Origin of the sequence: Bacteroides sp. An19, from assembly GCF_002160215.1 — a bacterium.
Classification (GTDB): domain Bacteria; phylum Bacteroidota; class Bacteroidia; order Bacteroidales; family Bacteroidaceae; genus Phocaeicola; species Phocaeicola intestinalis.
Map to the genome: position 1 here is coordinate 12,452 of NZ_NFKD01000008.1, position 13,837 is coordinate 26,288.

The window sequence follows — 13,837 nt, forward strand, 5'->3', positions numbered from 1 at the left end:
TCGGCAGGCATAATATCAATCTAACTAGCCCATTTACAAAAAGGAATCCGCCTCAAAATAAAGTTACTTTTATCTTGAGGCGGACTTAATATTTGTATAAAGGCCTACTTCAGGTCAATCACCTTATAACGCTCGCCGGTAGACTTCACCAGTTCGTTCAGGAATTCTTGCGGATATCCGGGACGGTCAAGCGGAGCCGTATTGCCCGTTTCGGGACGTACCAGCTTGCCATTCTTTACCCGTTTCACTACCCCGTCGTTATAGCGCACAATGAGGAACTCGCCTAACTTCTTCCATGCATCTACCGCCGCCTGGGCACTCATGCCTGTGTAATTGGTGAGGAACTCTTTCGCCTTCTGCGGATTCTCGGCATAAAGTTTCATCGCGGTGCTTTCGATTCCGGATTGCGCATCGGCATACATATCTTCCAATGCATTCTGAACGGTACGCATATCCTCTACCATCAAGCTATAACGCGGACGAATCATATCTGCCACCCAATTGTAAATCCAAAACGCCGAATTCCATGAGAACGTGACACAATCGCCTTCTCCTTCGGCATACGAAGCCGGCACCTTATCGGTATTGCAATACACCGGAGTGAAAACCGTCATGTTGGCATCGTCCAATCCGAACCACAGGACACCACCGATAGCATCGGGCATCGTGGAACGCATCTGGGAAACAAACGTAAAGGCACTTTGCTGGGTCGAGATGGGACGCTCGTTGAAATATTCCTGCCCGTCTACCTTAAATGTCAACGGAGACAAGCGGTAAGGCATCTGAAAGGCTCCGGCACCCATATCGTTCGTAATATCGAGGGGAGTGCCTTCGTAATGGTCGCGCATCGCCTGCTGGATGTCGCGCACCGACACCTTGCGGTCGGGCTTCACGTAAAGCGGCATCGGCTCCTTGCTTTTGCCTTGGATGTAAGGAAGGTATGCATCGCCGGTGGTTTTGCTGAACATATTATAGAAACTCCACACACGGGCTTCGCACGCACGCAAGCCACTGAAATCCAGCGGACAATAGGCATCGGCAAAGCTGAAATCCTTGTTCATTCCATTGAAATAGCCTTTCTCACGGGCGAAGGAAATCACATCGGGCGAATACAGGCAATTATCCTTGTCGTTCAGGTCGAACTTATGGATGCGGCTTTGGTTGGCATGTGCCGCGATGCAATCATCGGGAACGCGTACCGCTACCCATACGGCTCCCTTCACGCCCGGACCTTTGCCTATCATCTCCATAATCCATACCTCATTCGGGTCGGCGATAGAAAACGATTCTCCGCTACTGTAATATCCGTATTCCTTAACCAAATCGGTCATCACCTTAATGGCTTCCTTTGCCGTGCGAGAGCGCTGGAGCGCCACATAAATCAGGCTTCCATAGTCCATGATTCCGGTAGTATCTACCAGTTCAGGGCGTCCGCCAAAGGTGGTCTCCCCTATCGTCACCTGAAATTCGTTCATATTTCCAATGACATTATAGGTCTGCTTCGCCTCCTTTATCTGCCCCAGGTACTTACCGGTATCCCATTCGTAGATAGGGCGCATGGCTCCCGATTCGTGCGTCATCGCCGGATAATGGCACAAGAATCCGAACATGCCGTACGAATCCGCCGAATAGGAAACGATTACAGACCCGTCGGCAGAGGCTTTCTTTCCGACAATCAGGTTGGTACAAGCCCAACCGTTCATCACACACATTGCCAATAGCATGGCAATCCATCCAAGTTTTTTTCTCATTGTTATTCGTGTTTTTTATTTTGATAATTTATAATTGTTCTGAAACGCAGATACCCGCAGATTGACGCGGATTTAAATGCATCGCCCGATGCACCTATATGCATCAGCCGACGGACGTATATGCATCGGCTCGCGCACCTATATTCAGAATTCATATTCCTCTCGTGCCTCGTTCCCGCATCCGTCTTTCACGATGACTTCCAGCCGGTGAGCCACGCCTTTCTTTATCCGCTCAGGGTCTTGAATGACCAAGATGCCTTTCTTCAGCCCGAACAATACAAACTCTCCGTCGACATAAACCTTATACGAAGCAATCCCAGTCTGCGCATCGCTCACCCGGAAACGTATGTTGCGGTTCGTACGCCAAGTGCCTCTTCCCAAGGGAGTAATGCGTGGAGCGACCGTATCTATCTGTACCGAAAATGTACCGAGCGTACGGACGGTTGCCTTTACCCAACCGTTGGCGTATGTTCCTCCCACCGATGCTTTCCACTTGCCCACCCGTTGCTCGATGTAATATTTCGTGGTGTCTGCTACGGGCAAACGGCGCACGCCTATTTCCAACGGGCAAAAGCCATGCAAAGGTGCAGGTCCCGCATCAAGTACATAGTCGAACGAGATATTCCCACTATCACTCACCACACGGGTATCCAGTTCGGTATCTTCATACACCATGGCTTTCGGAACAATCAGGTTCATGCCCGGTTCCTGTACGACATTGGTCTGGTTCCAACGCAACATCCACTTGGCCTGAGGCTCGTAAGCAGGGATGTCCTGCCGCTTTCCCAACACCGTGAAACGGTATGAACGCTTGTTTCCGAAATTATCCTCCAGCACATACCGGAAATGATAATCACGCTCCTCGTCTATCGTCACGATGCCTCTTGCGTCATCCGTCTCCAATAAACGCAAGCTATTGCCCGGAGCCTTATACGAACGCATGACGAGCCGGCGGGTTTTCGCGTACTCTCCATAATCGATAAAGCTGTTTATCATCCGGTTCTCATTTGCCGAAACTTCATCGGTGACGCTCCGGAAAACCTGTACCGAATCGACATAAAGCGTCACCGAATGCACGCCATAGAAATTGGAAGTCCCGCTCATGTAATCCTTAGCGGCAATGCCCGTATAGATTTCTCCCCATGCCGTAAAGCGTTGTTTCAGGTTTCCATCCCCTACCAGCTTGCGCCGGGAACTTCCGTCTACCACTCCCCTGCCCTTTACGGGATAAAGCCCTATCAGGCTTGCCACGGGCGGACGGTCATCCTTCAGGTATTTCCGGAAGTAAGGCATGGGGTCGACATAATCCCCGTTATCGTTCCGGCGCAACTCCAGGTGCAGGTGCGGCCCTGCCGATGAGCCTTCGTTTCCGCTCAACGCAATCATTTCTCCCTTTTCTATGGGAAGCACATCCGGCTCGATGCGGATGTCGCATACGAACGTCTCATGTTCGTACTGATACTTACGGACATATTCCTGAATCTTCGGAGCGAACGAAACCACATGTCCGTATACCGAAGTGAATCCGTTGGGATGGGTCACGAACAAAGCTTGCCCATATCCGCCATGCAGCACCATGACGCGCGACACATAGCCTTCCGCTACACTGTAAATAGGTTTTCCTGTCACGCCTCCGGTCTTGATGTCCAAACCGTTATGGAAATGATTGGGACGCAATTCACCAAAGTTCGCGCTCAGCAAAAGCGGGAAATCGAAAGGCGAACAGAAGTCCGGCTGCATCCTATTCTGTCCTTGCAAGGACAACATCGCCCCCCAAGCCAGTATCAATAATGTCAATAATAGATGTTTTCTCATCTGAATCTATCTGCTATTTTTATTCATTATCTAAAATCGGGAACAAATATACAATTTCCCTGTAAAAACGCCACATGAAATTTGTCATCTATTCATTTTTTTCTTATATTTGTGAACCTTCGGATGATTCCGAAAAGGAAACTTGTGACCTTTCCTAATACCAAGATTCTCTTTACATTTTTACTTGTTTTCAATAGGATTACATATAATTATAGCAAACAGAATAGGAAGGGAAACAGTTATGATTGCTCCCCCTTCTGAGCGGATGATGATATCTGTGATGATGACTTTAACGCATGAATGTTACAAGTAGAGAATCTCTTTCTTCTACTTGTAACAAACAAGCGAACATTTTTCTCGTTATTACTACAAGTTATAGCAGATAAATATTTTTCAATAGGTCTGTCGACAATAATATCTTACCTTTGCGGTGCATTAGAAAAAGTATAACCACTTTAAAACATTATTGCGATATGTTCGAAAAAGGAAACAGAGGAAACACTCTACACGGAATCCTGCTCATTGCCCTCTTCTCATTTGCAGCATTCTACATCTCAGAAATCCCATTTGTCAGAAATCTCTCATTCAGCCCGCTTATCGTCGGTATCATATTAGGCATGCTGTATGCCAACAGCTTACGGAACCGGTTGCCAGAGACATGGGTACCGGGCATCAAGTTCTGCACCAAGCAAATCCTGCGTGCCGGCATCGTGCTTTACGGTTTTCGTCTGACCCTTACGCAAGTAGTAGCGGTAGGGCTTCCCGCCATCCTCATTGATACCCTCATCGTGGCTGGCACCATCGGACTGGGCGTATGGCTGGGACGTGCCTTGAAAATGGACAAGGACACTTCGCTCATGACCGCTACGGGAAGTGCCATTTGCGGTGCGGCAGCAGTATTGGGAGCCGAACCGGTGGTGAAATGTGAAGGGCATAAAACCGCCATTGCAGTATCTACGGTCGTTATCTTCGGTACCATTTCCATGTTCTTATACCCGATTATGTACCGCGCCGGATTACTGGACGCATTAGGGAACATCGGTACGGCTATCTATACCGGAAGCACACTTCACGAAGTGGCACACGTAGCCGGAGCCGGCAATGCCATGGACCCGACCGATGCCTTGGGCATAGCCGGTACAGCCACCATCACCAAGATGATTCGCGTCATGATGCTTGCCCCGGTATTGGTTATCATGAGTTTCGCACTTGCCAAACGCAAGTCGGCTGAAACCGGAAGCACCTCGGGTAAAAGCAAAATCACCATCCCCTGGTTTGCCTTCGGATTTATCGGCATCATCTGCCTCAACTCTTTCCTACAATATATATTAGGTGTAGAGAGTGTAAAGGAAATCCCGCTGAACGGCGCCATCGAATACATCGATACCTTTATGCTGACCATGGCGATGACGGCACTGGGCACAGATACCAGCATCGAGAAGTTCAAGCAAGCGGGCGCCAAACCGTTCCTTCTTGCCGGATTATTATATGTATGGCTGGTGGGAGGCGGATACCTGCTCACGAAATGGCTGGTTCCGGCGTTGATGTGATGTCTCACAAAGAAACGATTTAAACACAGATTAGCGCAGATTTACATGGATAAATAATAAAAAGATCCATGCAAATCTGCGTTTCTTCGTTTTTTCAATAGCAAAACCAATCATATTTAAAGAATTATTCGTAGTTTTGCAGCGATTTGTTACAATATGAAACAATTTAATTACTGAAAAACTATGATAACATTTGTGTTGAGCCTGATAGCCCTCGTAGCGGGCTATCTCATTTATGGGCGTATCGTAGAGCGTATATTTGCTCCCGATGACCGCCCTACCCCTGCGGTCAGCATGGCGGACGGGGTCGATTACGTGGTACTTCCCGGATGGAAGATTTTTATGATTCAATTCCTGAACATTGCCGGAACAGGCCCTATCTTCGGTGCCATCATGGGAGCCAAGTTCGGTCCTTCCGCTTACCTGTGGATTGTATTAGGCTGCATCTTTGCCGGAGCCGTGCACGATTATTTAAGCGGCATGCTCTCCATGCGCCATGGCGGAGCCGGATTGCCCGAACTGGTAGGCGCTTATCTGGGCGGCCGCACCAAGAAAGTAATGCTGGTTTTCTCCGTATTCCTTTTATTAATGGTAGGTGCCGTATTCGTTTATAGCCCTGCTATCATTTTAGGAAAACTTTGCAGCGATTCGCTAACGTGGGTGTACATCTGGTGCCTCATCATTTTCGCCTATTACTTCCTTGCCACCATGCTGCCCATCGATAAGATTATCGGACGCATCTATCCGATTTTTGCCATAGCCATGCTGTTTATGGCAATCGCCTTAATGGGCGTGCTCTTTATCAAATGGCCTTCCCTACCCGAACTGACCGATGGGCTTACGAACATGAATCCGGCTTCAGGAACCATATTCCCCTGCCTGTTCATCACTATTGCCTGCGGAGCCATCAGCGGTTTCCATGCCACCCAAAGCCCGCTTATGGCACGGTGCATCAAGAGTGAACGCCAAGGACGCCCCTTGTTCTATGGAGCCATGATAACCGAAGGAGTAGTTGCTCTGATATGGGCCACCGTATCGATGTACTTCTTTTATGGAGGTGCTGCCGGAGAGTTAGGCGTGCCGGCTACCCTGCAAGCGCCCGAAGTCGTTACCACCGTATCTCAAGGATGGCTGGGAGTATTCGGCGGCGCCCTGGCAATATTGGGAGTAGTAGCCGCCCCTATCACCAGCGGCGATACAGCCCTGCGCAGTGCCCGGCTTATCATTGCCGAATTCCTGCACTTGGAACAACACTCCATACGCAAACGCATCTACATTTGCATCCCCGTATTCGGAGTCACCTTAGCGCTATTATGGTATAACATTGCCGATGCAGACGGATTCAACGTGATATGGAATTATTTCGGATGGGCTAACCAAACATTAGCGGTATTCACGCTTTGGACAATAACCGTTTACCTGGTACGGAAGAAGAAAAATTATTGGATTACGCTTCTTCCTGCCATGTTCATGACGGCGGTCTGCCTTTCGTTCCTGCTCATTTCCAAGGATAGTTTCGGCTTGCCAACTATCGTAGGCTACATCTCGGCTATAGCCGCTTTCATCATATCGGGATTGCTCTTTGCTATATGGAAAACATCAGCAGGCAAGTCCATGCACAACTAATCATTACCACAGAAGTACACTGAAGACTTTAGCAAACCTATAATTGGACCTTCAGGGTACTTCTGTATATCTTTCAAAGAAAGGCAGAGTCATTTTGTTCCGCCTTTTATGCGTCCGGGAATCCGGTGTTCCTGCAAATAACGGAAAACAAAATGAATGAAATTAAGTGCCGTTCCATCTTCCTGCCCTTGCTGAGACACGAAACAGAACTGACGCTGGAAACGCAAGCCTGCAATGTCGGTAATTCGAAACACATTCTCTTCCAATTCCCGGCGAATAGCAAATATTGAAACAATGCCCAGACAAGGACTGTGCTTCAAGAAAGACTTGATGCCTTCGGTACTTCCCAAGTGCATCCGTACATTGAGCGAAGAAAGTTTCACTCCCTTTTCTGCCAAGACGGCTTCGATGGCATCCAGCGTGCCCGAACCACGCTCACGGAGAATCAAAGGAATCTGCCTGAATTCTTCAAACGAAATTTCCTCTTCCGGCTCTCCTCCTTCCTGAATAGACGAAACCGGAACCAATTCATCACACAAAAAAGCTTCATAACGCAAATTAGGCAGACGAAACACCCCTTCTACCATTCCCAAATCAATGCTATGTTCTTGCAATGCCTGCTCTACATTACGCGAATTGGTTTCAATCAATGTCAGCTTGATTTTCGGATATTGACGAGTATATTCGGCAAGAATAGGCGGAAGAACATATTGGGCAATGGTGGTGCTGGCTCCCAAACGCAACTGTCCGCTATACTCGTTATGCAACAAATGCATGCTATAATCCAACCTGCGGTATTCAGCAAGAATCCGTTCACTATACTCCAACAGCACACGCCCTGCCTCGGTAAGGGAGATCTTGTTGCCCAACCGGTTGAACAAGCGCACCTGATAAAGACTCTCCAATTCGTGAATATGCTTGGTTATGGCAGGCTGGCTGACAAACAGTTCCTGCGATGCCTTGGTAAAACTCAGGTTCTTGGCCACCGCATAAAAAACTTTCAAACGAAAATCAGACATACCTTCTTCCCATCATAATTCATCGGCACGGATGCCCAATGCCTGAAGTATGGCAAATCCCAACATTTCGAATGTAAAGTTTCCCGAATAAACAGGTGGATTCATGCCGAACACCGTAACCGGATCTTTCTTTTCCACCTTATTTATATAGTCGCTCAGACGGCTACCATATCCGTCTTCATCCGGAACGGCAATGATATGCCGCACATCTTTCGACTCTGCCATCAACTGGAACGACTCGGCAAACAAATCTTCGCGCGTAGCCAATCCAGACGGCTGGAAAGCATAAAGCGAGAATTCTCCCAACTGACTCTTAAATGCCATCGAATGAATTTCTTTTTCCAAATCAGCAGGAGCACAAAACGAGAAGCGCTTCCCCTCAGCATCATAAACAAAGATTACCTGTACTTTCGTTTCACCTAAGGATACACCAGCATCTAAGGCAAGACATTCCAACAGTACAGCCAAATCAGCTTTTGGCAACTCACGCTTCAATATCGGGGCAAAATGCGCTTTCAAATCATTTCCCACACGGTCAAGATAAGACGCGTCAATCAGCATCACCACCGGGTCGAAAGGTATCTTCTTTTCCATATATCCAAACTATCTAACGGTTTTGGGAGTAAAGATACGAAAACTTTACTGACAATTTGTACAAAGAACGGACAATATTGCAGAAACCCGACGTAAACATCTGACATGTAGACATATATACACTCTTCTTGCCGTTTGGCAAAGAATTTGATGAATAGTAGTCGTAATTCATTTACTAAGAAACAAAAAGGAGAATACAATATGAACTTTAACAACTTTACAATCAAATCGCAAGAAGCTGTGCAAGAAGCGGTCAATCTGGTACAAAGCCGCGGACAGCAAGCCATCGAGCCAGAACATTTGATGGCAGGGGTGCTGAAAGTAGGAGAAAATGTGACAAACTTCATTTTCCAGAAACTGGGCATCAACGGCCAACAAATCGAAACGGTACTCGACAGGCAGATTGCTTCTCTGCCGAAGGTATCGGGAGGCGAACCCTACCTGAGCCGTGATGCAAACGAGGTATTGCAGAAAGCCATCGAATACTCGAAAGGATTAGGTGACGAGTATGTATCACTGGAAGCGCTGCTGCTCGCCCTGCTGAATGTGAAGAGCACCGTTTCCACCATGCTGAAGGATGCCGGACTGACCGACAAGGAACTGCGTGCAGCCATCAGCGAACTGCGGCAAGGACAGAAAGTAACTTCGCAATCGAGCGAAGATACCTACCAGTCACTGAACAAGTATGCCATCAACCTGATTGAGGCAGCCCGTACCGGAAAACTCGACCCCGTAATCGGACGTGACGAGGAAATCCGCCGTGTGCTTCAGATATTAAGCCGGCGTACGAAGAACAACCCGATTCTGATTGGTGAGCCGGGTACCGGTAAGACCGCTATTGTAGAAGGGCTTGCCCAACGTATCCTGCGTGGTGACGTGCCCGAAAACCTGAAGAACAAACAGCTCTACTCACTGGATATGGGTGCGCTGATTGCCGGTGCCAAATATAAAGGCGAATTCGAAGAGCGGCTGAAATCGGTTATCAACGAGGTGAAGAAATCAGAGGGAAACATCATCCTGTTCATCGATGAAATCCACACACTGGTAGGTGCAGGAAAAGGTGAAGGTGCCATGGATGCAGCCAATATCCTGAAACCGGCATTGGCACGTGGCGAACTGCGGAGCATCGGTGCCACTACCCTTGACGAATACCAGAAGTATTTCGAAAAGGATAAAGCCTTGGAGCGTAGGTTCCAGACCGTCATGGTGGACGAACCCGACACGGCAAGCTCTATCTCTATCCTGCGTGGCTTGAAGGAGCGTTACGAGAACCACCACCAAGTGCGTATCAAAGACGAAGCCATCATTGCCGCCGTGGAACTGAGCAACCGTTACATCACCGACCGTTTCTTGCCCGATAAGGCTATCGACCTGATGGACGAGGCAGCCGCAAAACTCCGTATGGAGCGTGATTCGCTTCCCGAAGAGCTGGACGAAATCGAACGCCGGTTGAAACAACTGGAAATCGAGCGCGAAGCCATCAAGCGGGAAAAGGATGAAGCCAAACTTGCCCAGCTGAACAAGGAAATAGCCGAACTCAAGGAACAAGACACTTCATACAAAGCCAAATGGCAGAGCGAGAAGGAACTGGTGAACAAGATACAGCAGAACAAGAAGGAAATCGAGCAATTGAAGTTCGAAGCCGACCGTGCCGAACGTGAAGGCGACTACGGAAAAGTGGCAGAAATCCGATACGGAAAACTTCAGGCATTGGAAAACGAAATCAAGAGCATCCAGGAAGACCTGAAGAAAAAGCAGGGCGACAACGCCATGATTAAGGAAGAGGTAACTGCCGAGGATATAGCCGATGTAGTATCGCGCTGGACGGGAATACCGGTAAGCAAGATGCTGCAAAGCGAACGCGACAAGCTGCTCCATCTGGAAGACGAACTGCACAAACGTGTTATCGGACAAGACGAAGCCATCGAAGCCGTAGCAGACGCCGTACGCCGGAGCCGTGCAGGACTGCAAGACCCGAAACGCCCCATCGGCTCGTTCATCTTCCTTGGCACCACCGGTGTAGGTAAGACCGAACTGGCAAAGGCACTGGCAGAATACCTGTTCGATGACGAATCGCTGATGACCCGTATTGACATGAGTGAGTATCAGGAGAAACATACCGTCTCGCGTCTGATTGGTGCGCCTCCGGGATACGTAGGTTATGACGAGGGCGGTCAGCTGACCGAAGCCGTGCGCCGGAAACCTTACTCGGTCGTACTGTTCGATGAAATCGAGAAAGCGCACCCTGATGTCTTCAATATTCTGCTTCAGGTATTGGACGACGGACGTCTGACGGACAATAAGGGACGTACGGTGAACTTCAAGAACACCATCATCATCATGACCTCCAACTTGGGAAGCTCATACATACAAAGTCAGTTTGAGAAGATTAACGACCAGAACCATGACCAGATTGTAGAAGACACCAAGAAAGAAGTGATGGAGATGCTGAAAAAGACCATCCGTCCGGAGTTCTTGAACCGTATCGATGAAATCATCATGTTCCAGCCGTTGGATAAAGACCAAATCAAGCAGATTGTACGCCTGCAAATCAACGGCATACAGAAGATGCTTGCCGACAATGGCGTAACGCTGCAGATGACCGACGAAGCCGTCGAGTTCCTTGCTACGGCAGGATTCGACCCCGAATTCGGTGCACGTCCGGTCAAGCGTGCCATCCAGCGTTACCTGCTCAATGATTTGTCGAAGAAACTGCTGGCTCAGGAAGTCGACCGCACGAAACCAATTGTGGTAGAACGCAATGCCGACGGTCTGAAGTTCCGCAACTGAAAAATATCAATAATGCTTTATCCACAAGGTTGGTAAAAACAGGATTACCATTTTCAATAAAGCAAAAGAGGCTGTCTCACCACCAAGAGACGGCCTCTTTCTATTTCGAACTTGACGGTGGGTTTGTCTTTTCAAGCAAATTAAGAAAATGCGAACATTTATTTTTTTTACAATTGGAGTGAGCTAATTGTGCCTCATACATAGAAGATAGTTTTTGAGATGCTCCCGAAATTTAGGGAAATGTCTTTTTAAAGCTCTGCTATTTCTTCCAGGCTAAGTCCGGTAGCTTGGGCTATAATATCAATCGACACTCCCAGTTGTTTCAGGTTTCTGGCATCTTCTAATTTACCTTCTGCACGTCCTTCTGCACGTCCTTCTGCACGTCCTTCTGCATGACCTTCCAATTTTGCTGTATTCAGCACGTCATTTTGAATCATGATGGCATTGACATGTTCGTCATATTCATGCCGTTCTTCTGGCGACATATCATAATAACGAAGCTTTTCCCGCGCTTCAGGTAAGCCGGGCGCTGTTGTATCCGGATCAATAATACCTGTTTTAAGATATTTCACCCACTCTTCCAAAGGCGTTTTTGCCACTTGGTTAAACTCGTTCACCCGTATCAGGTAATATTCAGGGAAAACCTCTTGGGGAAGCTTCTGGATTATAGCACCTTCCTCTTTTGCTGTAATTAGCAGTTCATCATTCGTATGTACGCCGATAAAACGGTTCTGCCCGTGATACAGATAATCATTACCCTTCCCTAAATCGAAATAAAGGATACTGACTAAATATACTTTATTTACCTCTTGATAAATATGCTTCGCAAAAGCAGGTGTACCAAACCGTATGCGTTCCAGATAATAAAGCTTACGCATGTTCTGAATGCGAATCACGATATCATCCCCTTTCTTGTCTTTGGCCTTAATATCTATCCGGTCTGTTTGAGCATCGTCCCATACGCAATAGGCTTTCTCATCTTTTATAATCTCTTTTATACGAATTTCTTCACACAAAAGCACAGTCAGCAATCCTTCCAGCACGCTGAAATTAGCCTTGTCTCTCAACAGCCTTTTGATGGCCCAATCAAACCGTATATAAGAATTCTTTTGCATAAGGACAATTTTTTAGTTAAAGATGCAGGCAAGCCCTCGTTTCTTCGATTCCAGCTTAAGAACTAAAAAACATAAGATTTACAAATCTCACAGACTTGTCTGTTTACAAAGATAGGAATACTTGGGGAGATTCACAAATTTGTATATAATGAAGTTTCTAAAGTTTTCACTTTTACAGCACAGTGACTTATGGGTTTGTACCATTTCTCAACTAAACTATAGGAGCATTGTTCCTGTGACAGAACATCTGGATGCTCTCCCCCTTCGGGTAGGCCTCACTCTTGTAACGGATGAAAAGCCTTTCAAAATCTTCACTGCTGTACATATCACTATAATTTTAATGTTTACAGTGCGAAGGTAGGCACATCTATCTGAACGGGCAATACGTCAGTTTTGAACGCTTATTGGTGATTGATGCAAATCCCTTTCAAGTACCATTCATACAGGCGGTGGATGCCTTCGTCTATCTCCACTTTATGATGCCAGCCCAAGTTATGAAGCTTCGTTACGTCGGTCAGCTTGCGCATCGTTCCGTCCGGTTTTGTGGCATCCCAGCGCAGCTCTCCCTTGAAACCGATTTCTTTCACAATCTTTTCGGCAAGCTCTTTTATGCTCAGTTCTTTTCCTGTACCTACGTTGATGTGACAGTTGCGGATTTCCTTATCACCCTCTTTATAGGTGTCTTTGAAGTCTACGTTCAACAATACATGTACACTGGCATCTGCCATTTCTTCACTCCACAGGAACTCACGCAGGGGCTTGCCTGTTCCCCATAATATGACAGCTTCGGGTGTGATGCCGAACTTCGCCAACTTCTCCAATATCTCTTCATCAGTATTCCTGCCGTTCACGCCTTCCACCGGACGCAAGTCGATGTCCTTGCGCACGGCATCCCAGTTTCCTTCGTTCAGGCATTTGGCAAGATAGACCTTGCGTATCATTGCCGGAAGAACGTGGCTGTTCTCCAAGTGGAAGTTGTCATTCGGCCCATACAGGTTGGTAGGCATTACGGCAATGTAGTTCGTACCGTATTGCAGGTTGAAGCTCTCGCACATCTTCAGTCCGGCTATCTTGGCGATGGCATACGGCTCGTTGGTGTATTCCAAAGGAGAGGTGAGGAGCACTTCTTCTTTCATCGGCTGGGGAGCCTCACGCGGATAGATGCAAGTGCTTCCCAAGAACAGCAGCTTCTTCACATGGTGGCGGAAGCTCTCGCCGATAACGTTCTGCTGTATTTGCAGGTTCTGGTAAATGAAATCCGCGCGGTATTGCAGGTTTGCTATGATGCCGCCGACATGTGCCGCTGCCAATACCACGGCGTCAGGCTGTTCCTCATCGAAGAAACGCTTTACGGCAGTGCCGTCCAATAAATCCAGTTCTTTATGACTGCGTCCTACAAGGTTTGTATATCCTCTCTGCAAGAGATTATTCCAAATGGCCGAACCCACCAGTCCGTGATGTCCCGCCACATATATTTTTGCTGATTTGTCTAACATGCTTCTTTAAGTTGACTAGTAAACAAGGTTTCAGGTGACCAGGCTTTGACAAAACTATTCAGAACCTTGTCAACTTGTCAC

Annotated in this window: 9 protein-coding genes; 3 read left to right on the forward strand and 6 right to left on the reverse strand. The window is 47.6% G+C overall.

What is annotated here, in order from left to right; genetic code table 11:
- Positions 1 to 104: 104 nt before the first annotated feature.
- Positions 105 to 1,751: a C69 family dipeptidase gene (locus B5F25_RS05195; protein WP_087248098.1), complete on the reverse strand. Its 1,647-nt coding sequence runs from the start codon at positions 1,749 to 1,751 to the stop codon at positions 105 to 107.
- A gap of 144 nt (positions 1,752 to 1,895) precedes the next feature.
- On the reverse strand, positions 1,896 to 3,566 hold the full coding sequence (locus B5F25_RS05200; RefSeq protein WP_087248100.1) for a M23 family metallopeptidase: 1,671 nt from the start codon (positions 3,564 to 3,566) through the stop codon (positions 1,896 to 1,898).
- A gap of 473 nt (positions 3,567 to 4,039) precedes the next feature.
- On the opposite strand from B5F25_RS05200, the gene B5F25_RS05205 reads away from it, so the two are divergent.
- Entirely contained in the window at positions 4,040 to 5,116 is a 1,077-nt protein-coding gene (locus B5F25_RS05205) for a YeiH family protein (protein ID WP_087208956.1), read from the forward strand.
- A 183-nt stretch (positions 5,117 to 5,299) separates the two neighbouring features.
- Positions 5,300 to 6,742 (forward strand): carbon starvation protein A, encoded by a 1,443-nt coding sequence (locus B5F25_RS05210; protein WP_087248102.1) that lies wholly within the window; start codon positions 5,300 to 5,302, stop codon positions 6,740 to 6,742.
- 89 nt (positions 6,743 to 6,831) lie between these two features.
- Here the strand turns inward: B5F25_RS05210 and B5F25_RS05215 are convergent, their stop codons facing one another.
- Together B5F25_RS05215 and B5F25_RS05220 are read right to left on the reverse strand one after the other, a co-directional pair.
- The gene (locus B5F25_RS05215) at positions 6,832 to 7,761 is read right to left on the reverse strand and encodes a LysR substrate-binding domain-containing protein (RefSeq protein WP_022038599.1); all 930 of its coding nucleotides are present in this window, start codon (positions 7,759 to 7,761) and stop codon (positions 6,832 to 6,834) included.
- Positions 7,762 to 7,773: 12 nt separating this feature from the next.
- Positions 7,774 to 8,355, reverse strand: coding sequence for a DUF6621 family protein (locus B5F25_RS05220; protein WP_022038598.1), 582 nt, complete (start codon positions 8,353 to 8,355; stop codon positions 7,774 to 7,776).
- A gap of 201 nt (positions 8,356 to 8,556) precedes the next feature.
- Between B5F25_RS05220 and clpB the strand changes: the two genes are divergently transcribed.
- Positions 8,557 to 11,145 carry an ATP-dependent chaperone ClpB gene (gene clpB, locus B5F25_RS05225; RefSeq protein WP_022038597.1) on the forward strand — a complete coding sequence of 863 codons (2,589 nt, stop codon included), beginning with the start codon at positions 8,557 to 8,559 and terminating at the stop codon, positions 11,143 to 11,145.
- Between the two features lie 248 nt (positions 11,146 to 11,393).
- Here clpB and B5F25_RS05230 read toward each other — a convergent pair whose 3' ends face one another.
- The gene (locus tag B5F25_RS05230; RefSeq protein ID WP_087248104.1) at positions 11,394 to 12,260 is read right to left on the reverse strand and encodes an Rpn family recombination-promoting nuclease/putative transposase; all 867 of its coding nucleotides are present in this window, start codon (positions 12,258 to 12,260) and stop codon (positions 11,394 to 11,396) included.
- A 401-nt stretch (positions 12,261 to 12,661) separates the two neighbouring features.
- Complete coding sequence (locus tag B5F25_RS05235; protein ID WP_087248106.1) at positions 12,662 to 13,756, reverse strand: GDP-L-fucose synthase; 1,095 nt, start codon at positions 13,754 to 13,756, stop codon at positions 12,662 to 12,664.
- Positions 13,757 to 13,837: the final 81 nt, after the last annotated feature.

Coding starts and splice junctions, on each gene's coding strand:
- B5F25_RS05195 (WP_087248098.1), bottom strand. CDS start 1,751: ATGAGAAAAAAACTTGGATGGATTGCCATGCTATTGGCAATGTGTGTG.
- B5F25_RS05200 (WP_087248100.1), bottom strand. CDS start 3,566: ATGAGAAAACATCTATTATTGACATTATTGATACTGGCTTGGGGGGCG.
- B5F25_RS05205 (WP_087208956.1), top strand. CDS start 4,040: ATGTTCGAAAAAGGAAACAGAGGAAACACTCTACACGGAATCCTGCTC.
- B5F25_RS05210 (WP_087248102.1), top strand. CDS start 5,300: ATGATAACATTTGTGTTGAGCCTGATAGCCCTCGTAGCGGGCTATCTC.
- B5F25_RS05215 (WP_022038599.1), bottom strand. CDS start 7,761: ATGTCTGATTTTCGTTTGAAAGTTTTTTATGCGGTGGCCAAGAACCTG.
- B5F25_RS05220 (WP_022038598.1), bottom strand. CDS start 8,355: ATGGAAAAGAAGATACCTTTCGACCCGGTGGTGATGCTGATTGACGCG.
- clpB (WP_022038597.1), top strand. CDS start 8,557: ATGAACTTTAACAACTTTACAATCAAATCGCAAGAAGCTGTGCAAGAA.
- B5F25_RS05230 (WP_087248104.1), bottom strand. CDS start 12,260: ATGCAAAAGAATTCTTATATACGGTTTGATTGGGCCATCAAAAGGCTG.
- B5F25_RS05235 (WP_087248106.1), bottom strand. CDS start 13,756: ATGTTAGACAAATCAGCAAAAATATATGTGGCGGGACATCACGGACTG.